A 20,027-nucleotide genomic window follows, 5' to 3' on the forward strand; every position below is an offset into this window, starting at 1 on the left:
AAAGCCAAAAGGTGCCCCATGAGCTACCCATCCCTGAATTTTGCCCTCGGTGAAACCATCGACATGCTGCGCGATCAGGTTCAGTCCTTCGTCGCCAAAGAGATCGCCCCGCGCGCCGCTCAGATCGACATCGACAACCTGTTCCCCGCTGACCTGTGGCGCAAATTCGGCGACATGGGCCTGCTGGGCGTTACCGTGCCGGAAGAGTACGGCGGCGCTGGCCTCGGTTACCTGGCTCACGTGGTAATCATGGAAGAAATCAGCCGCGGCTCGGCGTCGGTTGCCTTGTCCTACGGCGCCCACTCCAACCTCTGCGTCAACCAGATCAACCGCAACGGCAACCACGAACAGAAAAGCAAATACCTGCCCAAGCTGATCAGCGGCGAACACATCGGCGCCCTGGCCATGAGCGAACCGAACGCCGGTTCCGACGTGGTTTCGATGAAGCTGCGCGCCGACAAGCGCGGCGACAAGTACGTGCTCAACGGCAGCAAGACTTGGATCACCAACGGCCCTGACGCCAACACCTACGTGATCTACGCCAAGACTGACCTGGAAAAAGGTCCGCACGGCATCACCGCGTTCATCGTCGAGCGTGACTGGAAAGGCTTCAGCCGCAGCAACAAGTTCGACAAGCTCGGCATGCGCGGTTCCAACACCTGCGAGCTGTTCTTCGATGACGTCGAAGTGCCGGAAGAAAACATCCTCGGCGTGCTCAACGGCGGCGTGAAAGTGCTGATGAGCGGCCTCGACTACGAGCGCGTCGTGCTCTCCGGCGGCCCGACCGGGATCATGCAGGCGTGCATGGACCTGATCGTTCCGTACATCCATGACCGCAAGCAATTCGGCCAAAGCATCGGCGAATTCCAGCTGATCCAGGGCAAAGTCGCCGATATGTACACCCAACTCAACGCCAGCCGCGCTTACCTCTACGCGGTGGCACAGGCTTGCGAGCGTGGCGAAACCACGCGCAAGGACGCTGCCGGCGTGATCCTCTACAGCGCAGAACGCGCCACGCAAATGGCCCTCGACGCGATCCAGATTCTCGGTGGCAACGGCTACATCAACGAATTCCCGGCCGGACGTCTGCTGCGTGACGCCAAGCTGTACGAAATCGGCGCCGGTACCAGTGAGATCCGTCGCATGCTGATCGGTCGCGAACTGTTCAACGAAACCCGCTAAACGGAGCTGTCCATGGCTACCCTGCATACCCAGCTCAACCCTCGTTCGGCGGAATTCGCGGCCAACAGCGCGGCGATGCTCACACAGGTCGACGCCCTGCACACCCTGCTCGCCCAAGTGCAGCTCGGTGGCGGCCCGAAGGCCCAAGAACGCCACACCTCGCGAGGCAAATTGCTGCCCCGCGAGCGCATCAATCGCTTGCTCGATCCGGGCTCGCCGTTTCTTGAGATCAGCCAACTGGCGGCCTACGAGGTCTACGGTGAAGACGTTCCAGCCGCTGGCGTGATTGCCGGGATCGGCCGCGTGGAAGGCGTCGAATGCATGATCGTCGCCAACGACGCCACGGTGAAAGGCGGTTCGTACTACCCGCTGACCGTGAAAAAACACCTGCGCGCCCAGACCATCGCCCAGCAGAATCGCCTGCCGTGCATCTATCTGGTGGACTCCGGTGGCGCCAACCTGCCGCGTCAGGATGAAGTGTTCCCCGATCGCGAGCACTTCGGGCGGATCTTTTTCAACCAGGCCAACATGAGCGCCATGGGCATTCCGCAGATTGCCGTGGTGATGGGCTCGTGCACCGCCGGTGGCGCTTATGTGCCAGCGATGGCGGACGAAGCGATCATGGTGCGCCAGCAAGCGACGATTTTCCTCGCCGGCCCGCCGCTGGTAAAAGCCGCAACCGGTGAAGTGGTCAGCGCCGAAGACCTCGGCGGGGCCGATGTGCACTGCAAGATTTCCGGGGTCGCCGACCATTACGCCGAAAGCGATGAACACGCCTTGGCCATTGCCCGACGCAGCGTTGCCAACCTCAACTGGCGCAAGCTCGGCGAACTGCAACAACGCGCCCCGATTGCCCCGCTCTACGCCAGCGACGAGTTGTACGGCGTGGTCTCGGCGGACGCAAAGCAGCCGTTCGATGTGCGCGAAGTCATTGCGCGTCTGGTCGACGGTTCGGTGTTCGATGAGTTCAAGGCGCTGTTCGGGACCACGCTGGTGTGCGGTTTTGCCCACCTGCACGGTTACCCGATCGCAATCCTCGCCAACAACGGCATCCTCTTCGCCGAAGCAGCGCAGAAAGGCGCGCACTTTATCGAACTGGCCTGCCAGCGCGGCATCCCGTTGCTGTTCCTGCAAAACATTACCGGTTTCATGGTCGGCCAAAAGTACGAGGCCGGCGGCATTGCCAAGCATGGCGCGAAACTGGTGACCGCCGTGGCGTGCGCCAAGGTGCCGAAATTCACCGTGATCATCGGCGGCAGTTTTGGTGCCGGTAACTACGGCATGTGCGGTCGCGCTTACGACCCGCGCTTCCTGTGGATGTGGCCGAACGCACGCATCGGCGTGATGGGCGCCGAGCAAGCCGCCGGCGTGTTGGTGCAGGTCAAACGCGAGCAGGCCGAGCGCAGCGGCCAAGGCTTCAGCGCCGAGCAGGAAGCCGAGATCAAGCAACCGATCCTCGATCAATACGAAGAGCAGGGTCACCCCTACTACTCCAGCGCACGGCTGTGGGACGACGGTGTCATCGACCCCGCTCAGACCCGCGATGTGCTGGCCCTGGCCTTGTCCGCGTCGTTGAACGCGCCTATCGAACCGAGCCGCTTCGGCGTGTTCCGGATGTGATCGGGAGAAAACCATGAGCGACTTCAAGACCCTCGAACTGCTGACCGACCCACGGGGTTTCGCCACCCTGTGGCTCAGCCGTGAAGAAAAGAACAACGCGTTCAATGCTGAAATGATCCGCGAACTGATTCTTGCGCTGGACACCGTGGCCAGCGACGCCAGCCTGCGGTTTTTGCTGGTGCGTGGTCGCGGCAAGCACTTCAGCGCCGGCGCGGACCTGGCATGGATGCAGCAATCGGCCGAGCTCGATTACCACACCAACCTCGACGACGCCCGGGAACTGGCGGAGTTGATGTACAACCTCGCCAAATTGAAAATCCCGACCCTGGCCGTGGTGCAAGGCGCCGCATTCGGCGGTGCGCTGGGCCTGATCAGTTGCTGCGACATGGCGATTGGCACCGACGACGCGCAGTTCTGCCTGTCGGAAGTGCGCATCGGCCTGGCGCCCGCGGTGATCAGCCCGTTCGTGGTGCAAGCCATCGGTGAGCGCGCGGCCCGCCGTTACGCGCTGACCGCTGAACGCTTCGGTGGTCAACGGGCGCGGGAAATCGGTTTGTTGTCGGAAAGCTATCCGGCCATCGAGCTGGAGCAAAAAGTCGAACAGTGGATCGACAACTTGCTGCTCAACAGCCCCGCCGCCATGCGCACCAGCAAAGACTTGTTGCGTGAAGTCGGCCACGGCGCGCTGACCCCGGCCCTGCGCCGTTACACCGAAAACGCCATCGCCCGCATCCGCGTCAGCCCTGAAGGTCAGGAAGGCCTGCGCGCCTTTTTGCAAAAGCGTCCGCCGAGCTGGCAAGCCCCCACCACCAAGGAGCCGCGTTGATGAGCGCACCTGTTCTCACCACCTTGCTGGTGGCCAACCGTGGCGAAATCGCCTGCCGGGTCATGCGCACCGCAAAGGCCCTGGGCCTGACCACCGTGGCTGTGCACAGCGCCACTGACCGTGAAGCGCGACACAGCCGCGAAGCGGACATCCGCGTCGACCTCGGCGGCAGCAAAGCCGCCGACAGTTACCTGCAAATCGACAAGCTGATTGCCGCAGCCAAGGCCAGCGGCGCTCAGGCGATCCATCCGGGTTACGGCTTTTTGTCGGAGAACGCCGGGTTTGCCCGCGCGATTGAAGACGCCGGCCTGATTTTCCTTGGCCCACCCGCCTCGGCCATTGACGCGATGGGCAGCAAATCCGCCGCCAAAGCCCTGATGGAAACCGCCGGCGTGCCACTGGTGCCGGGTTATCACGGCGAAGCACAGGATTTCGACACCTTCCGCGAGGCGTGTGAGCGCATCGGTTATCCGGTGCTGCTCAAGGCCACCGCCGGCGGTGGCGGCAAAGGCATGAAAGTGGTCGAGGATGTCAGCCAGTTGGCCGAAGCCCTGGCCTCGGCGCAGCGTGAAGCAAAATCCTCCTTCGGCGACTCCCGGATGCTGGTGGAGAAGTACCTGCTCAAACCGCGCCACGTGGAAATCCAGGTCTTCGCCGACCAGCATGGCAACTGCCTGTACCTGAATGAACGCGACTGCTCGATCCAGCGTCGCCACCAGAAAGTCGTCGAAGAAGCACCTGCGCCAGGCTTGAGCCCGGAGCTGCGTCGCGCCATGGGTGAGGCGGCTGTTCGCTCGGCGCAAGCCATCGGTTATGTCGGCGCCGGGACCGTGGAGTTTTTGCTGGATTCGCGCGGCGAGTTCTTCTTCATGGAAATGAACACGCGCCTGCAGGTAGAGCACCCGGTCACCGAAGCCATCACCGGCCTCGACCTGGTGGCCTGGCAGATTCGCGTGGCCCGTGGCGAAGCACTGCCGATGACCCAGGCCGAAGTGCCGCTGATCGGTCACGCGATTGAAGTGCGCCTGTACGCCGAGGACCCGGCCAATGATTTCCTGCCGGCCACCGGGCGTCTGGAACTGTATCGTGAATCCGCCGCAGGCCCGGGACGTCGGGTCGACAGTGGTGTTGAAGAAGGCGATGAGATTTCGCCGTTCTACGACCCGATGCTCGGCAAGCTGATTGCCTGGGGTGAGGATCGCGAACAGGCGCGGTTGCGCTTGTTGAGCATGCTTGATGAGTTTGCGATTGGCGGGCTCAAGACCAACATCAATTTCCTGCGCCGGATCATCGCCCACCCGGCGTTTGCCGCGGCAGAACTGGACACCGGGTTTATCCCGCGCTTCCAGGAGCAATTGTTGCCCGCGCCGTCGGACCTCAGCGATGGGTTCTGGCAAGCCGCCGCTCAGGCCGTTGCCCAGAGCCAGGCCGATGCACCGCGCGCAGATGACGTGAGTTCACCGTGGGCAATCAGCAATGGTTTCCGGGCTGGGTTGCCGAAAGAAATCACCTTGCACTTGAGCTGCGAAGGCCAGGATCGCGCGTTGACCCTGGGCGATGTCTGCACGGCCCAGCTTAAAGGCGAGCAATTGCTGACCGAGCACCATGGTGTACGCCGCCAGCATCGGGCAATCCGTCGTGGCGACTCCGTTTATCTGCAATGGGAAGGTGAGCTGCGCCGCATCGAGTCCTACGACCCGATCAGCGCAGTCGAAGCCAGCCACAGCCATCAGGGTGGGCTCACCGCCCCAATGAACGGCAGCATCGTGCGTGTGCTGGTGGAGGCCGGGCAAACGGTCGAAGCCGGGGCGCAATTGGTGGTGCTGGAGGCGATGAAAATGGAGCACAGCATTCGTGCGCCCCACGCGGGTGTGATCAAGGCCTTGTATTGCCAGGAAGGCGAAATGGTCAGCGAAGGCAGTGCGTTGGTCGAACTGGAAGAAGCGTGAAATGAAGATCGGTCCTACGTTCTACGAGGACCGATCTGATTAGAATTTGGCCGTTGCCTGAACCACTACGCCGAGAATTCGACATTCATCGGTGTAAAGGGCCTTCGGATATGTCGGATTGAGCGGGACCAGGTAACGCTGCCCGCCCTCTTCGATCAACTTGCGAAACGTCGCCTCGGTGCTGTCCGACCACTGCGCGATCACCAGCTTTCCGGGCTCCGGCACAATGGCCGGGTCCACCAGGATCATCATGCCCTCGGCGATGCTCACGCCCGTCGGAGCCGTCATCGCATCGCCCACAACCACCAGCCAGAACGCCGCGCCCTGTGCGTGGTAATCCGTCAGTTCGAAGCGTGGCTTGCCGTAGACCGCCAGCTCGCCATCACGCACCTGCATCGGCTCGCGCCATTCACTGACCGGGTAACGGAAGTACGGGTTGTACTTGTGCGTCAGGCAAGGCTCGTCTTCCTGCAAGACCTCGCGAATCACCATCGCCACTTCCAGAAAATCCATCCCGAGCGCGCGCAAGACACGATTCATGTCTTGAATGCTCGGCTGACGGCGTTTATTCAGCCAGTGACCCACGCCACCCTGGGACATCCCGAGACGGTCGGCGAGTACTTCTTGAGTGACTTTGAGGTCACTCATCTTGGCTTTGACTAACTCAATCCATTTATCCATGTGCGGCACGATACGTGGGGTACTCCGACCAACGAAACACAACTTGTAGTATTTAAATTCCAGTCACAAATACAGTTCGTACTAGGATGGATTCACGGATCTGAATCTATCACGGAGCTTGCCATCGTCATGACGTTACCCAGCAATGACCTGCCAGATATGCAAATCGATACCACCCTGACCTCGCCCAAAGGCAATGCTGCCGCACAGCGAGCGCTGGATTATTACTTGAAACCAACTGTGTCCGAACCCGCTGCCATGGAGCGGTTCTTTGATGTAAACCCGAGTGTCAGCGCAGAAGAGGCACTGGTGCATGCCTCGGATTTGTTGCGATGTGCGGCGGCGACGGCACATGAATCAGCCAGCAATCTGCAGGGTGCGAGCCGCGACCTGGCCAATTCGACCGTGCACATGATCGACATGGCGAAGGCGATGATCGATCGGTCTTTGCAAGAGCATCGGAACGCATGAAACGGGCGAGCGTTTGAGGAGGACTGGAAAGAGTTTTCCAATCGAGCAGATAAAATCATTTGACTTGCAAACGAGAATGATTATTATTGCATGCAGCTGGTCGCGAGATCAGTCGATTGTCCAAGCGACCTTAGGTCGGTCTCCTGGACATCTCCTCATCAGGCTAATCACGGTTTTTGACCCGGCTTTTTGCCGGGTCTTTTTTTGCCAGTTATTCTGGCTTTTACCTTCAGGCTAATGAAGTCTTTGGGTGCTGCAAATTCGATGGCGCGGATAATATCAAAAGCATATCGGTTGGCAAGAGAAGCCCGGCATCATTGGGCCAAACGAATGTAAAAATAGCACTTGAGAATCAATCGCACAGTCACTAAGCTGCGTCGGCGTCATGGAGGACGCCCCCCCTCTGCACCCCGCAATTTCCCTCGGTTTCCCCCCTGCCTTGCGTGTAAAGTAGCCGCCATAAAATCATATTCAGGAACCGACTATGACCGTGGCCAAATCTTCCTTCGACATCAGTGCAAACTTCGACAGCGGCAACATTGAAGTGCTGGATATCAGCAATCCGCTTCAAGCGCTGCTGGCCATCAAACCCGACACCCGCAGCCCGCATTTTCAATGGTTCCACTTCAAGGCCAGCGGTCTGCACGTGGGTCAGGAGCATTGGTTCCGTCTGAACAACGCCAGCAAGTCCTCGTACAACAAAGCCTGGGACGGTTATCAGGCTGTTGCGTCGTACGACCACGTCAACTGGTTCCGCGTACCGACTATCTTTGAGGGCGACTGCCTGCGCTTCAGCCTCGAAGCCACCGCCACCCATGCCTGGTTTGCCTATTTCGAACCTTACAGCCGTGGCCGTCATGACTGGTTGATCGAACAGGCACTGACCAAGGCCGGCACCGAGCTGCTGGCCACTGGCAAGAGTGCTGAAGGGCGCGATATTCAGTTGCTGCGCAAAGGCACCGGTGCTGCAGGCCGGCGCAAGGTCTGGATGATCGCTCAGCAACACCCTGGCGAACACATGGCCGAATGGTTCATGGAAGGCGTGATCGAGCGCCTGGAAAAACACGACGATCCAGTGTTGAACAAGCTGCTGGCCAGCGCCGACCTGTACCTGATACCGAACATGAACCCGGACGGCGCCTTCCACGGTCACTTGCGCACCAACGCCATGGGCCAGGACCTGAACCGTGCCTGGCAGAGCGCCAGTCAGGAGATCAGCCCGGAAGTGCTGTTCGCGCAACAGCAGATGGAAAAATATGGCGTCGACCTGTTCCTCGACATCCATGGCGATGAAGAAATCCCATACGTGTTCACCGCTGGTTGCGAAGGCAACCCGGGCTTTACGCCGCGCATCGAAAAACTCGAAGAGCATTTCCGCAGCCATCTGAAACACCTGACCAAGGATTTCCAGACCAAGCACGGCTACACCCGTGACGAGCCGGGAAAAGCCAACATGACCCTGGCCTGCAACAGCGTCGGTCAGAAATTCGACTGCCTGTCGTTGACCCTGGAGATGCCGTTCAAGGACAACGACGATGCGCCGAATGCGCTGACAGGCTGGTCCGGCAAGCGCTCCAAGCAATTGGGCAAAGACGTGCTGACCACCGTCGCCGACATGATCGACACCCTGCGCTGATTATCCGGCTCATGTAGCCGCTGGCGCAGCCTGCGCCAGCGGCTACAACGGATCAGCCGCGATCCTTGCCCCGCAACATGCTGTCCAGCACATCATCGCGCCGCACCCAACCGTGAAACAATGCCGCCGCCAAATGCAGCAGCACGGTCAAAAACAGCAGATACGCCAGATACCCATGGGCCTTGCGCAAAAACGCAAACACCTGCGCATTGGCCGGCAGGATCGATGGCAACTGGAACGAGTTGCTGAGCATCACCGGATCACCCGCCGCCGAAATCATTGCCCAACCGAGCAACGGCAAGACGAACATCAAGGCATACAGCAAGACATGCGAGGCCTTGGCCGCCAGCGCCTGCCAGCTCGGCAAATCGGCCGGCAACGGCGGTTGTTGCGTGGAAAAACGCACGAACAAACGCACGATCACCAGCAGCAGAATCGCAATGCCCAACGGCTTGTGCAGATGGATCAACCACTCATGGCGCTCGGACACCGAGGCCACCATCCCCGCGCCGATAAATAGCATCGCAATGATCATCAGCGCCATCAGCCAATGCAGCAGCCGCGCCAACGGCGCGAAATGGTTCGGTTGGGCGCTCATTGTTGAGCCTCCTGTTTAGCGGCGGGCAACTGACTGACTTCACTGGTGCGACGCAAGTAGGAACTGGCGTAACCGGCTGAACGCGCCGCGAGCAACGGGTCGTCGGAACCTTCGATGCCGCTGGGCAACACGAGCGGGTCGTAGTTGATGTCGCGGCACTCGCCATTGAGTTGCGGCTGGGTGCGTTCAAGGACCAGCGTGCCGGCGTTCAGCACTTTGCGACCGTCGGGCCAGGCCTTGCTGGCGTCGTTGACCGGATCCCCCGGGTTCGCCAGCGTAATCATCAACTGCCAACGCAACGGTCCGGCCGACAAGCGCTGAACCAGGTCTTTCTCAAGAAAATCACTGCCTTCAGGCGCTGTGGCGCCCGTCGCATCCTGTGCCACCGGCACCATGTTCCAACGCACCGCCTGGCGTTGGCCCGAGGCATTCACCAGGTAGAACGCGTTGACGCTGTTGTACGTCTCGGTCGCATAACTGGCCGACGGCTTGGCGGTTTTGATCCAGGCCAGGAACGGCGCCGTTTCCGGATGCGAACCGAAGAATGCCGGGACTGCCGCCGGGTCAGGTTTACCGGTGGCGGGAAGCGGCGACTGGGCTTGCTGCAATTGATAGAACGCTTCAGGCGTGCCCACCGGGAACACCGGCATGCTGTTCATCCCGGTGCGCCACTGCTGTCCGTTGGCCTGGGTAAAGCGCAACGCCATGCTGCGAATCGGTACGGCGCTGTCAGGCGCGTAAGGATTGCCCGCTGGCAACGCAAAACGTCCAACCACCGGGGTCTGGGCTTCGCTAAACACTTGGGCACTGGAATAGCTGCGTGCTTGGGCGGTGCTTTCGAAATGGCCGATCACGCACACGCCTTTGGCATGATTGCGCCGGAAACCCGGGTGCACGCCGTTATTGGTTTCCAGCACGTTGATCAGTTTTTTCGGCGTCAGACGTTGTGGGTCAAAGGTGCCGTTGACGTAGGCAAAGGCACCGGCCAGCGCGGCGACCACCAGGGCAATGCCGGTCAGGCGTAACGTCAGGCTTGCGCCACTCAGCGGTGGCCGGGTGGGCCCGGTTGGCGGTGTTGAGCGATCAACCATGAAAGACTCCAGGGCCATCGGCCACAGGGGGAAGGAGCTATGAGACGAACGTCACGTAGGATTATTCCCCCTGAACTGTAGTTTCTTTCAAAGCGCCGCGAGCGACGAATACTCAAACCCCCTCACACGGGGTTAAAACACGCCTCACGCTTATCGAGAAAAGCCTGCATGCCCTCTTTTTGTCCGGGGGTTGCAAACAACCCGTGGAACGCCCTTCTCTCGTACAGCAGACCTTCGCGTAATCCGTGCTCCAGTGCGCGATCAACCGCTTCGCGCGCGGCCATGGTGGCGGTTTTGGCGAAACCGGCGATGGTCTGCGCCGCCGCCATGGATTCTTCCAGCAGGTCGGCGGCGGCAATGACTCTCGACACCAGCCCCGCCCTTTCGGCTTCCTGGGCAGACATCGCGCGACCGGTCAGGATCATGTCCATGGCTTTGGATTTTCCGATCAGGTGCGTGAGACGCTGGGTGGCGCCCATGCCGGGCATTACGCCCAGTTTGATTTCCGGTTGAGCAAATCGCGCCGTATCGGCAGCAAAGATCAAGTCGCACATCATCGCCAATTCGCAGCCGCCACCAAACGCATAACCGGCGACAGCGGCCAGCGTTGGCGTGCGTAACGCGGCAAAGGCTTCCCACCCGGCAAAATAATCCTCGTGGACCATGTCCAGATGGGACTTTTGGCTCATTTCCTTGATATCGGCACCGGCCACGAAAAACTCATCGGTACCGGTCAGGACGAAACACCCCACCCCGGGATCCCGATCCAATCGTTGCAGCGTGTCCAACAATTCGCGCATGACCTCATCGCTCAGGGCGTTTCGGGCTTGCGGGCGGTTGAGACGAATCAAGACGACTCGATCATGACGTTCGATCAATGTGTGCATGGTGACCTCTTTGAAAAATAGTTGAAGGGTTAAAAGCCAGCGCTCACCTCAGGAATCCCAGATCGCGCCGTAGGCTGGAATGCCGCGACTCTCCATTTCCTCGACCACTCGGCGAGTCAGTGTCTGGTTGGAAATGCAGATCACGACCTCTGCACCGGTCGCTTGAATCGCGTCATAGGCCAGTTGAACCAGGTCGGGTTTGCCAAGCACATCGGTGTCCCAGATCAAGGCATCGGGCTCGGCCTCAAGAATCTCCTCCACCAGTTCATCACCGTAGGTTTTGCGTGGGTTGCGGGTCGACCAGATCAAATGGATCGGCACCTGCCTGGCAAGCAGATGAGGCAGTACCGGGCCGATACCGCTTCCGGTTGCGACATACACCACGGACTTGAACAGGGTTTCGATGTGCGCCACGCCGGCGGTGGTAATGCCTTTGACCCAGACGTGAGTCGGCATTTGCTCGATGAATTCGCCGGTCCAGTCCCCGGCCCGGGAAATGATCAGCCGAAAACCGGCCTGCCCCGGCGTGGGAATGTTGGCAAACGAATGCCACTCCATCAGCGGGTTGAGACTGATGGCGTTGGACGAACCGGCAAACGGCGTGACATGCCCGAACCGGGCAATGACGGCGTGGGATGAAGTCCTGAGTAACTGCACCGGCACTTTGCGCAAACGCAACCATGGCAACGCAATGCTGAACGTCAGCACCACCAGCATCCAGAAGGGCACCGAGGTGGCCAGTACTTCTTGCAGCGGCGCTTGCGGGTTCTGATCACGGGCAAACAAAAGGGTCGAGACCCAAAACAATACGAGTGCCGTCCAGCCACCGAAGCGGTGAGTTCGCTCGAAGCCATTGTGGAAACGGGACCGTACCCAGGGATGCGCCATGGTCGCCACCAGCAGCAACACCCCCAGCAACGCAGCATTCACCCAAAGCAGCGTTGTCGAAACGCCGCCCTTGCCGCCAATCCAATGCCATCCCATTGAGCCCAGCAATGCGACGAACCAACCAATGGCGGCCAGGGCTCCGCCACTGTGCAGGCCACCCAAGTGATAGACCTTGGCCAATGAGCGACGAATCGTCAGCGGCCAATGGGTAGGGGCCCGGGTGGCCAGCCAGAACAACAGATTGATGACGTATTGCTGGCGAATCAAAATCGCCAACGACAGATTCGCCACAACCAGTCCCGCCAGCGTTTCCAGGGCCACACCGGAGGATGTCCACCATTGCCCGGCGTTCAACCCGTGCGCCAGCGCGCCACCATTGAGTACCAGAACCAGTGCCACAAGACGGTTGTAATGGGAAAACCACGGCAGCGTTCCAAGGCGTCGCCACAGCGCACGCTTGGCGGGTAAACCGCTGGCGGCGCTCATGCGTTCACCCTCGGTACAGCGTTGGCATCCAGGTTGGCCTGTTGCGCCTGGGCCAGCAGCAGCCGCTTGTCGACTTTACCCCGTGAAGTCAGGGGAATGTGGGCCACAGCGATGATCAACGAAGGGACGCAATAGTAGGCGAGGCGTGCCTCGCAACGACGTCGCGCGGCCTCGATGTCGGTGGACGCAGGGCTGACGAAGGCCACCAGATGTCGACTGTCGAGTTTCAGCGTAACCGCTCGCTCGCAGGCGTCGCATGACTCCAGCACCGCCGACACACTATCGAGTTCAACCCGAAAACCCCTCACCTTGACCTGATCGTCGACGCGGCCCAAGTGTTCGAGCTCGCCCTCCGCCGTCCAGCGCCCCAGGTCGCGAGTACGGAACATCATCCGGTCCTGACCAAGAAACGGATCGGGCCGATAACGTTCGGCGGTGAGCGCAGTATTCCCCAGGTAACCCGCCGTTACGCACTCCCCGCCCGCCCACATCTCCCCTTGCACCCCAATGGCACACGGTCGACCGTCTTCATCGAGTACATACACCGTGTTATTGGGCGTGGGTTTGCCGATGGTCAGGGACCTTCCGGTCCGATAACGCTGCATGGTGTTGACGATGGTGGTCTCGGTCGGGCCGCAGGCATTGTAAAAAGTGCAAAACGACGACCAGCGATCGGCCAGTAGCTGGGGACACGGCTCGCCGGCAACGGCCACAACCTTGGCCTGTTGGCAACGCGCGGAATCCAGTGTGCCGAGAATTGACGGCGTGGCGATCAGCACGTCGCATTGCTCGGCGGTCTGAGCAATGTCTTTGCCCCGGATCATCAACGTCGCGCCATGGGCCAGGCAACCCAGAATCTCCCACGCGGCCATATCGAAGGCGATGTTCAGCATCTGCCCGACCTTGAGCCCAGGCTTCATGCCGAGGTTGCCCGGTTCCGTCAGCAGAATATTGCAGACATTGCGGTGGGTTACCCGAACGCCGTTGGGCTGCCCGGTGGTGCCGGAGGTGAACAACAAAAAGCACAGTTGATCCGGGGTCGTTGACGGCGTACCGGCCACGTTCACTTCGTCCGATGAGGTGGTCGGCACTGTCATGAACGCATCGAGGCAAATGCAGTGCTGCGCCGCTGTCAGGGGAATCTGCGACTCGAGGTTCGACAGCGTCAGCACAAGACGCGTGGCAGCAACCTCCATGATGTGGCGCAATTGCGGTGCCGGGGTGATCCCCACGTGCTGGGGAATGTAGGCCGCGCCAGCCTTCAATACGGCCAACATGCCCACCAGCATGGGGATCGAGCGTTCCACGAACAGTGCAACGTGATCACCGGGCTTGACGCCCTGGCTGATCAACACGGCAGCCAGGCGATTGGCCTGTCTGTTCAATTCGTTATAGGTGATGGACTCACCTTGCCAAAGGGCCGCAACACCTTGCGAGTGGGTCACGGCTTGCGCTTCGATTGCGTGATGAATCGAGGAGAACGCTGGCGTGACCGTCGGCCCACGGCCCAATGTCTGCCAAAGGTCCTGATCAACAGCCGGCGTAGGCATCGGCGAATAGGCCAATGCGGGGTTGAGGGGGATTGCGTGCTCTTGCATGTCAAAAATCTCATCGGGCTCAATGTTCAAGCTCAAGACCGGACAGTTGCGCCGAGCCGATGGACTGGCTGGACGCAATGCCGCTTGCGCTTGTTACGAGGCTTGAGCCACGACGCTTGACGTCGTTACATGGACTGCAACCAATGAGGAAAAGTCCTACATAAAGTAGGCCGTGGGATTTTCTTTTACGGCAGAGGGAATAACCTGCCTTAGACGGCGTCTTCCTTGTCACTGCCGCCCTTCACTGACTCAGAACTCGCCCTTTCCCATGAACGATATCGACGAACAACTCAGAGAAATCATTCCCAGGCTCCGGCGTTTCGCCGTATCGCTGACGCGCAATCCCAGCAGCGCCGACGATCTGGTGCAGTCGAGCCTGGAGCGAGCGCTGTCGAGTTGGGCGGACAAACGCCCCGAAGGCGACTTGCGCGCCTGGCTGTTTTCGATACTGTACCGGCAGTTTCTGGATGCCCATCGCCGTTCCCGGCGCTATGCGCGGATGCTCGAATTCTTTACCGGGCGTGACGACGCACAGCCATCGGTCGAACGCACGGTGATTGCTCAATCGACGTTGCAAGCCTTCGACCGGCTCAGCACCGAACAGCGCGCCTTGCTGCTCTGGGTGTCGGTGGAAGGTTTGAGTTATAAAGAGGTCGCCGAGATTCTCGACGTCCCCACCGGCACCGTGATGTCGCGCCTATCCCGCGCCCGCCAGGCCTTGCGCCAGCTCAGCGACGGCGAAATCACCAGCCCTTCTTTGCGGATACTCAAATGATCAGCATGCCCCCGAGCGAGCGTGACCTGCACGCCTACGTCGATCACCAACTCAGCGACGCCGACCGACGTCTGGTGGAAACGTATCTGGCCAGCAACCCGCAAATGGCGGCGCAAGTGCGCGCCTGGCAGCACGACGCCCAACAATTGCGCGCGGCCATGAGCGGCGCCCTGCACGACACTGCCAACCCGGACCTCGACCCGGCGCTGATTCGCCAGCGCCTCAAACGCCAGTCACGCCGCCATCTGGCCAGCGCGGCGGTGCTGTTGATTGCCGTCAGCGTCGGTGGGTTGAGCGGCTGGCAAGCGCGCCAAATGACCCTGCCCAGTCCTCCGCTGCCGATGACCGATGCGCTGCAGGCTTATCGTCTGTTTGCTCAGCAAGGCATTCTGCCGGCGGACTACAAAGTCAGCGACGATGGCGACATGCAGGGCTGGCTCGACCGTTATTTCACCCGCGCCAATCGCCTGCCGGACCTGTCGAGTGCAGGCTTCAAACCGGTCAGCGGCCGTTTGCTCAGCACTGAGCAAGGGCCCGCGGCGATGGTGGTTTACGAGGATCAGGGCGGGCACAAGATCAGCTTCTACGTGCGCCCACCGGGCCCGAAAAACATATTCCTGCCGCGGGGCAGTCGCAGCGATGGCGAATTGCAGGCCGAATACTGGTCCGGCAGCGGTTACAACTACGCAATGGTCAGCCCGAGTGACACGCCGACGGCGCAGATGCTCAAGCAGACGGAGCAGTTCTGACATTCCCTTGGGGGAGCGACACAGATCCAATGTGGGAGCGGGCTTGCTCGCGAAGACGGCGTGTCAGTAGGTATAGATGTGTCTGACACACCGCTTTCGCGAGCAAGCCCGCTCCCACAGGGGTTCAGTGATCATTTCGAGAGTGTGTTCAGACCTGCCCAAACACCTGCGAAGGCCGTCGCAACAATGGATCAAACGGATTGATCCGCGGCCCGATCATCGCCGCTTCGCGCTTGAGCATCTCCACCACCGTTGGCAACCTATCCGGCCCCAGCCGGTCACTCACTGTCGCCACACTCAACGCCGCCACCGCCCGCCCCTCTCGATCCAGAATCGGCACCGCCACCCCGGCCATGCCTTGCAGCACACCGGTGTTGCGCCCCGCATACCCCAGCGCGCGCACGTTCTCGACCTCCGAGCGCAGGAACACTTCGTCGTACAGATGGAAATCCTTGAGTCGCGGCAGGTTGTAGTGGATCACCGTGTCGCGCTCCTCTTCCGGCAGGAACGCCAGGATCGCCAGGCTGCCCTGACCCACGCCCAGCGCCACGCGGCCGCCGATATCACCGGTGAACGTGCGGATCGGAAACGGCCCTTCACTGCGGTCCAGACAGATCGCGTCGAAACCGCTGCGCGCCAGTAAGAACAATGAATCCCCCAACGAAGCCGAAAGCCGCAGCAGCGACGGACGCACCAGTTCGCGCAGGTTGCCGGTATTGCCCGCACGCGCCGCCAAGGCAAAAAAATCCAGGCTCAGTCGGTAGCGTTTGCTGCGCACATCCTGCTCGACCATGCCCTCGTCCATCAGGCTGCGCAACAAACGGTGCGTGGTCGGTTGCGACAAGCCGATGCGCTGCGCCAGTTGTGTCACGCGCTCCCCACCCTCGACGGTGTCACCGAGGCTACGCAGCACCGCAAACAATCGGGAGACCGCACCGACACCGACTTCATTTTTGTTTTCATTCCGCTCAGTGGAATCCGACATATGGTTTCTCGACAATAAATTTACTCACTGAATGAAATCGAAAATAGTCATCGCTTCAGTGAAATAGGCCATTGAGCCCATCCTAGTCTTCGTCCTAATCTGCGTCCACAGGGGCGATTCGAACAACAGCGGCAGCCGACTCCAGTCGAGCGCCAACGCACCCAGCAAGACCTTTTCGTATCTGCCCATACAAAAAAGCGCGCCTTCGGGTGACGCATAACAATCTCAGGTGGAGCGCAGTCATGGCTTTTGTGCAACTTGAAGGACTCGGCAAACGTTACGGCGAGATCGACGCCGTGGTGGCCACTAACCTCTCGGTGGAGAAAGGCGAGTTCGTGTCCCTGCTCGGCCCGTCCGGGTGCGGCAAAACCACCACCCTGCAAATGATCGCCGGCTTCGTCGAAGTCACCAGCGGGCGCATCCTGCTCGACGGTCGCGACATCACCCACGCCAAACCCGCCAGCCGTGGTTTGGGCGTGGTGTTCCAGAGTTACGCGCTGTTCCCGCACATGACCGTCAAGGACAACGTCGCCTTCGGCCTGCGGATGCGCAAAGTGCCCGCCGCCGAGCTGCAGCAACGCGTGGCCCGGGTGCTGAAACTGGTGCGCCTGGATCAACATGCCGAGCGTTATCCCCGCGAGCTTTCCGGTGGCCAGCGCCAACGTGTCGCATTGGCCCGGGCCTTGGTGATCGAGCCGCCGGTGCTGCTGCTCGACGAGCCTCTGTCCAACCTCGATGCCAACCTGCGCGAAGAAATGCAGTTCGAAATCCGCCGCATCCAGCGCGAAGTCGGGATCACCACGTTGATGGTCACCCATGACCAATCCGAAGCGCTGTCCATCAGCGACCGCGTGGTGGTGATGCAGGCCGGACGCATCACGCAAATCGACGCGCCTTACACCCTCTATGAACATCCGCGCACCGAGTTCATTTCCGGCTTCGTCGGCAAAGCCAATCTGCTGCCCGGCGAGCGTGACAGCGCCGGCGTGGTGCAAGTGCGCAGTGGCGGCGACCTGACCCTGAGCCTGCGCCCGGAAAAAATCGACCTGCGCGAACAAGATCACGGGCGACTGCAAGGCAAGATCGCCAGCCGCTTCTTCCTCGGCAGCCAATGGTTGTACGGCGTCTCAACGGCCTTGGGCGACATCAGTGTGGTGCGCCGCAACGACGGTTCGACGCCGTTGAACGAAGGCACGGCCGTCGGCCTTGATTGGGATGCAAAACTGCTGCGGGTGCTGACCGTCGACGAGGTGTCGGCATGAGTACGCTGGCCGCCGTTCGCCAGGGGCGTCAGGGCTATTTGCTGTCGGCACCGGCCCTGGCGTTGTACATCAGCTTGCTGGCGATCCCGCTGCTGCTGACGCTGGTGCTGTCGTTCAACGTCTTCGACTACAGCTCGGGGATCAAGGGCGACGCCTACACCCTCAGTCACTACAGCAGCCTGCTGGGCGACCCGTACTTCTACGAAATCTTTCTGCGCACGATGTGGATCAGCGCCCTGACCACCCTGCTGTGCGTGGTGATCGGCGTGCCCGAGGCTTACATCCTCAGCCGCATGGGCGCGCCGTGGCGTTCGATCTTTCTGATCCTGATCCTCACACCGCTGCTGATTTCGGTGGTGGTGCGGGCGTTCGGCTGGAGCCTGTTGCTCGGCGCCGATGGCCTGGTCAATCAAACCCTGCAAGCCTTCGGCGGTTCGCCGATGAAGCTGTTGTACACACCGTTTGCGGTGGTGATTGCGCTGGTCCACGTGATGCTGCCGTTCATGATTATTCCGGTCTGGACCTCGCTGCAGAAACTCGACCCGGCCGCCGAACAAGCGGCGATGTCCCTCGGCGCCAGTCACTTCACGGTGATGCGCCAGGTGATTCTGCCGCAGATCATGCCCGGCGTTCTGTCCGGCACCTTGATCGTGTTCGGCCTCGCCGCCAGCTCATTTGCGATCCCTGGCCTGCTGGGCGGGCGCCGCCTGAAAATGGTCGCCACGCTGATCTACGACCAGTATCTGTCGGAGCTGAACTGGCCGATGGGCGCGGCGATCGCTGTAGCGCTGTTGGTGCTCAACCTGCTGATCATGCTGTCGTGGAACCGGATGATCGAAGGCCGTTACAAGAAGTCATTGGGATAACTCGTCATGTCCAAGAACGGTCCTTTCGCCCTGCTGTTTCATGCCCTGGTGGTGCTGTTCATGCTCGCGCCGCTGGTGGTGGTCTGCCTCGTCGCGTTCACCCCGGAAAACACCCTGAGCCTGCCGACCACCGAGTTTTCCCTGCGCTGGTTTCGCGCAGTGTTCGAGCGCGCCGACTTTGTGGATGCGTTCTACAACAGTTTGATTCTGGCGTTCTGCGCCGCCAGCCTGGCGACCCTGATTGCGGTGCCGGCGGCATTGGCGATCACCCGTTTCGAGTTTCCGGGTCGGGACTTTTTCAATGGTCTGTTCCTGTCGCCGATCATCATTCCGCACCTGGTGCTCGGTGTTGCGTTGCTGCGCCTGTTTGCCCTGATGGGGGTCAACGGCAGCTTCGCCTGGCTGATTTTCGCCCACGTGCTGGTGATCACGCCGTACGTGCTGCGACTGGTGCTGGCCTCGGCCATTGGCCTGGACCGCAGCGCCGAACATGCCGCGCAATCCCTCGGTGCCGGGCGCTTCACGCTGTTCCGGGAAATCACCTTGCCGATGATTCTGCCGGGCGTTGCGGGGGGCTGGTTGCTGGCGTTCATCAATAGCTTTGATGAGGTCACGCTGTCGATTTTCGTCACCTCGCCGGCCACGCAAACCTTGCCGGTGCGCATGTACGTGTACGCCACCGAATCCATCGATCCGATGATGGCGGCGGTGTCGGCCCTGGTGATCGCGCTGACCGCGCTGACGATGATTCTGCTTGATCGGGTCTACGGCCTTGATCGGGTGCTGGTGGGAAAACAATGAGGGCGCCATGGCTTTGCTGAAACGACTGGCCGAGGGCGACCGCCCGGCCGTGAACTTTACCCTCGACGGCCAACCGGCCAGCGCCCTGCTCGGCGACACCGTGCTGACGGCGGTGCTGACCTGCAGCGAGCATCTGCGCGGCAGCGACTTCAGCGCCGAACCCCGCGCCGGGTTCTGCCTGATGGGCGCGTGCCAGGACTGCTGGGTCCGCCTGGGCGACGGCCGACGCGTACGCGCGTGCTCGACGCTGCTTGAAACCGACCACCAAATCACCCGCGAACCGGGGCGCTCGCTATGAACACGTTGCCAATCTGCCGCAACCGAATCCCCTGCAGGAGTGAGCCTGCTCGCGAAAGCGATGTGTCAGTCACCTCCTATGTTGAAAGTGCCGCCGCCTTCGCGAGCAAGCCCGCTCCCACAGGGGTTCAGCGTCGATCACAACACCTGAAATCGACACAAATCAAATGTGGGAGCGGGCTTGCTCGCGAAAGCGGTGTGTCCGTCACCAGCTGTGTCGAAAGTACCGCCGCCTTCGCGAGCAAGCCCGCTCCCACAGGGGTTCAGCGTCGATCACAAAACCCGCCATCGACACAAATCAAATGTGGGAGCGGGCTTGCTCGCGAAAGCGATGTGTCAGTCACCTCCTATGTTGAAAGTGCCGCCGCCTTCCCGAGCA

General features: G+C 60.8%; 19 protein-coding genes. 12 read left to right on the forward strand and 7 right to left on the reverse strand.

Translation table 11 applies throughout. The annotated features are described in order from the left end of the window. The first annotated feature begins 18 nt into the window (after positions 1–18). The 4 genes from BK660_RS04750 to BK660_RS04765 are packed head-to-tail and all read left to right on the forward strand — an operon-like array spanning position 19 to position 5,577. A complete protein-coding gene (locus BK660_RS04750) occupies positions 19–1,182 on the forward strand; it encodes an isovaleryl-CoA dehydrogenase (RefSeq protein WP_046032531.1) in 1,164 nt (387 codons plus the stop codon). 12 nt (positions 1,183–1,194) lie between these two features. Further along, positions 1,195–2,802: a carboxyl transferase domain-containing protein gene (locus BK660_RS04755; protein WP_123432292.1), complete on the forward strand. Its 1,608-nt coding sequence runs from the start codon at positions 1,195–1,197 to the stop codon at positions 2,800–2,802. 13 nt (positions 2,803–2,815) lie between these two features. After that, positions 2,816–3,628: a gamma-carboxygeranoyl-CoA hydratase gene (locus tag BK660_RS04760; protein WP_123432293.1), complete on the forward strand. Its 813-nt coding sequence runs from the start codon at positions 2,816–2,818 to the stop codon at positions 3,626–3,628. After that, positions 3,628–5,577 (forward strand): acetyl/propionyl/methylcrotonyl-CoA carboxylase subunit alpha, encoded by a 1,950-nt coding sequence (locus BK660_RS04765; RefSeq protein ID WP_123432294.1) that lies wholly within the window; start codon positions 3,628–3,630, stop codon positions 5,575–5,577. The genes BK660_RS04760 and BK660_RS04765 overlap by 1 nt, the downstream gene beginning before the upstream one ends. 39 nt (positions 5,578–5,616) lie before the next feature. Here BK660_RS04765 and BK660_RS04770 read toward each other — a convergent pair whose 3' ends face one another. Beyond that, positions 5,617–6,258, reverse strand: coding sequence for a LexA family protein (locus tag BK660_RS04770; RefSeq protein ID WP_123432295.1), 642 nt, complete (start codon positions 6,256–6,258; stop codon positions 5,617–5,619). Positions 6,259–6,387: 129 nt separating this feature from the next. Between BK660_RS04770 and BK660_RS04775 the strand changes: the two genes are divergently transcribed. Together BK660_RS04775 and BK660_RS04780 are read left to right on the forward strand one after the other, a co-directional pair. After that, positions 6,388–6,729: a DUF6124 family protein gene (locus tag BK660_RS04775; RefSeq protein WP_123432296.1), complete on the forward strand. Its 342-nt coding sequence runs from the start codon at positions 6,388–6,390 to the stop codon at positions 6,727–6,729. A gap of 484 nt (positions 6,730–7,213) precedes the next feature. Next, positions 7,214–8,365: a M14 family metallopeptidase gene (locus tag BK660_RS04780; RefSeq protein WP_123432297.1), complete on the forward strand. Its 1,152-nt coding sequence runs from the start codon at positions 7,214–7,216 to the stop codon at positions 8,363–8,365. A 52-nt stretch (positions 8,366–8,417) separates the two neighbouring features. Here BK660_RS04780 and BK660_RS04785 read toward each other — a convergent pair whose 3' ends face one another. The 5 genes from BK660_RS04785 to BK660_RS04805 all read right to left on the reverse strand — a co-directional run bounded on the left by BK660_RS04785 (position 8,418) and on the right by BK660_RS04805 (position 13,865). Next, a complete protein-coding gene (locus BK660_RS04785) occupies positions 8,418–8,963 on the reverse strand; it encodes a cytochrome b (protein ID WP_123432298.1) in 546 nt (181 codons plus the stop codon). Beyond that, complete coding sequence (locus tag BK660_RS04790) at positions 8,960–10,054, reverse strand: catalase family peroxidase (protein ID WP_123432299.1); 1,095 nt, start codon at positions 10,052–10,054, stop codon at positions 8,960–8,962. The genes BK660_RS04785 and BK660_RS04790 overlap by 4 nt, the downstream gene beginning before the upstream one ends. A 122-nt stretch (positions 10,055–10,176) precedes the next feature. Further along, positions 10,177–10,941 (reverse strand): enoyl-CoA hydratase-related protein, encoded by a 765-nt coding sequence (locus tag BK660_RS04795; RefSeq protein ID WP_123432300.1) that lies wholly within the window; start codon positions 10,939–10,941, stop codon positions 10,177–10,179. A gap of 48 nt (positions 10,942–10,989) precedes the next feature. Continuing rightward, positions 10,990–12,315 (reverse strand): ferredoxin reductase domain-containing protein, encoded by a 1,326-nt coding sequence (locus BK660_RS04800; protein WP_123432301.1) that lies wholly within the window; start codon positions 12,313–12,315, stop codon positions 10,990–10,992. After that, positions 12,312–13,865: an amino acid adenylation domain-containing protein gene (locus BK660_RS04805; RefSeq protein WP_259698488.1), complete on the reverse strand. Its 1,554-nt coding sequence runs from the start codon at positions 13,863–13,865 to the stop codon at positions 12,312–12,314. The genes BK660_RS04800 and BK660_RS04805 overlap by 4 nt, the downstream gene beginning before the upstream one ends. Positions 13,866–14,181: 316 nt before the next feature. Between BK660_RS04805 and BK660_RS04810 the strand changes: the two genes are divergently transcribed. Continuing rightward, positions 14,182–14,688, forward strand: a complete 507-nt coding sequence (locus BK660_RS04810) for an RNA polymerase sigma factor (protein ID WP_123432303.1) — start codon at positions 14,182–14,184, stop codon at positions 14,686–14,688. After that, positions 14,685–15,437: an anti-sigma factor family protein gene (locus BK660_RS04815; protein ID WP_123432304.1), complete on the forward strand. Its 753-nt coding sequence runs from the start codon at positions 14,685–14,687 to the stop codon at positions 15,435–15,437. Before BK660_RS04810 ends, BK660_RS04815 begins: the two co-directional genes overlap by 4 nt. A 148-nt stretch (positions 15,438–15,585) precedes the next feature. Here the strand turns inward: BK660_RS04815 and BK660_RS04820 are convergent, their stop codons facing one another. Beyond that, positions 15,586–16,422, reverse strand: coding sequence for an IclR family transcriptional regulator (locus BK660_RS04820; RefSeq protein ID WP_123432305.1), 837 nt, complete (start codon positions 16,420–16,422; stop codon positions 15,586–15,588). A 242-nt stretch (positions 16,423–16,664) separates the two neighbouring features. Between BK660_RS04820 and BK660_RS04825 the strand changes: the two genes are divergently transcribed. From BK660_RS04825 to BK660_RS04840, 4 genes are read left to right on the forward strand one after another with little or no spacing between them, the layout of a single operon-like run. Beyond that, positions 16,665–17,684 carry an ABC transporter ATP-binding protein gene (locus tag BK660_RS04825; protein ID WP_027925047.1) on the forward strand — a complete coding sequence of 340 codons (1,020 nt, stop codon included), beginning with the start codon at positions 16,665–16,667 and terminating at the stop codon, positions 17,682–17,684. After that, positions 17,681–18,550, forward strand: coding sequence for an ABC transporter permease (locus BK660_RS04830; RefSeq protein WP_123432306.1), 870 nt, complete (start codon positions 17,681–17,683; stop codon positions 18,548–18,550). The genes BK660_RS04825 and BK660_RS04830 overlap by 4 nt, the downstream gene beginning before the upstream one ends. 6 nt (positions 18,551–18,556) lie before the next feature. Further along, positions 18,557–19,351, forward strand: coding sequence for an ABC transporter permease (locus tag BK660_RS04835; protein WP_027925045.1), 795 nt, complete (start codon positions 18,557–18,559; stop codon positions 19,349–19,351). 7 nt (positions 19,352–19,358) lie between these two features. Then, complete coding sequence (locus BK660_RS04840; protein ID WP_123432307.1) at positions 19,359–19,649, forward strand: (2Fe-2S)-binding protein; 291 nt, start codon at positions 19,359–19,361, stop codon at positions 19,647–19,649. Positions 19,650–20,027 lie beyond the last annotated feature (378 nt).

The sequence above is a fragment of the Pseudomonas brassicacearum genome (assembly GCF_003732265.1).
Lineage (GTDB): Bacteria > Pseudomonadota > Gammaproteobacteria > Pseudomonadales > Pseudomonadaceae > Aquipseudomonas > Aquipseudomonas brassicacearum_D.

Bases quoted from the DNA above. Each gene is read 5' to 3' on its own strand.
- BK660_RS04805 (WP_259698488.1), bottom strand. From the start codon at position 13,865: ATGCCTACGCCGGCTGTTGATCAGGACCTTTGGCAGACATTGGGCCGT.
- BK660_RS04750 (WP_046032531.1), top strand. From the start codon at position 19: ATGAGCTACCCATCCCTGAATTTTGCCCTCGGTGAAACCATCGACATG.
- BK660_RS04765 (WP_123432294.1), top strand. From the start codon at position 3,628: ATGAGCGCACCTGTTCTCACCACCTTGCTGGTGGCCAACCGTGGCGAA.
- BK660_RS04810 (WP_123432303.1), top strand. From the start codon at position 14,182: ATGAACGATATCGACGAACAACTCAGAGAAATCATTCCCAGGCTCCGG.
- BK660_RS04815 (WP_123432304.1), top strand. From the start codon at position 14,685: ATGATCAGCATGCCCCCGAGCGAGCGTGACCTGCACGCCTACGTCGAT.
- BK660_RS04785 (WP_123432298.1), bottom strand. From the start codon at position 8,963: ATGAGCGCCCAACCGAACCATTTCGCGCCGTTGGCGCGGCTGCTGCAT.
- BK660_RS04795 (WP_123432300.1), bottom strand. From the start codon at position 10,941: ATGCACACATTGATCGAACGTCATGATCGAGTCGTCTTGATTCGTCTC.
- BK660_RS04825 (WP_027925047.1), top strand. From the start codon at position 16,665: ATGGCTTTTGTGCAACTTGAAGGACTCGGCAAACGTTACGGCGAGATC.
- BK660_RS04830 (WP_123432306.1), top strand. From the start codon at position 17,681: ATGAGTACGCTGGCCGCCGTTCGCCAGGGGCGTCAGGGCTATTTGCTG.
- BK660_RS04770 (WP_123432295.1), bottom strand. From the start codon at position 6,258: ATGGATAAATGGATTGAGTTAGTCAAAGCCAAGATGAGTGACCTCAAA.
- BK660_RS04820 (WP_123432305.1), bottom strand. From the start codon at position 16,422: ATGTCGGATTCCACTGAGCGGAATGAAAACAAAAATGAAGTCGGTGTC.
- BK660_RS04835 (WP_027925045.1), top strand. From the start codon at position 18,557: ATGTCCAAGAACGGTCCTTTCGCCCTGCTGTTTCATGCCCTGGTGGTG.
- BK660_RS04840 (WP_123432307.1), top strand. From the start codon at position 19,359: ATGGCTTTGCTGAAACGACTGGCCGAGGGCGACCGCCCGGCCGTGAAC.
- BK660_RS04790 (WP_123432299.1), bottom strand. From the start codon at position 10,054: ATGGTTGATCGCTCAACACCGCCAACCGGGCCCACCCGGCCACCGCTG.
- BK660_RS04775 (WP_123432296.1), top strand. From the start codon at position 6,388: ATGACGTTACCCAGCAATGACCTGCCAGATATGCAAATCGATACCACC.
- BK660_RS04755 (WP_123432292.1), top strand. From the start codon at position 1,195: ATGGCTACCCTGCATACCCAGCTCAACCCTCGTTCGGCGGAATTCGCG.
- BK660_RS04780 (WP_123432297.1), top strand. From the start codon at position 7,214: ATGACCGTGGCCAAATCTTCCTTCGACATCAGTGCAAACTTCGACAGC.
- BK660_RS04760 (WP_123432293.1), top strand. From the start codon at position 2,816: ATGAGCGACTTCAAGACCCTCGAACTGCTGACCGACCCACGGGGTTTC.
- BK660_RS04800 (WP_123432301.1), bottom strand. From the start codon at position 12,315: ATGAGCGCCGCCAGCGGTTTACCCGCCAAGCGTGCGCTGTGGCGACGC.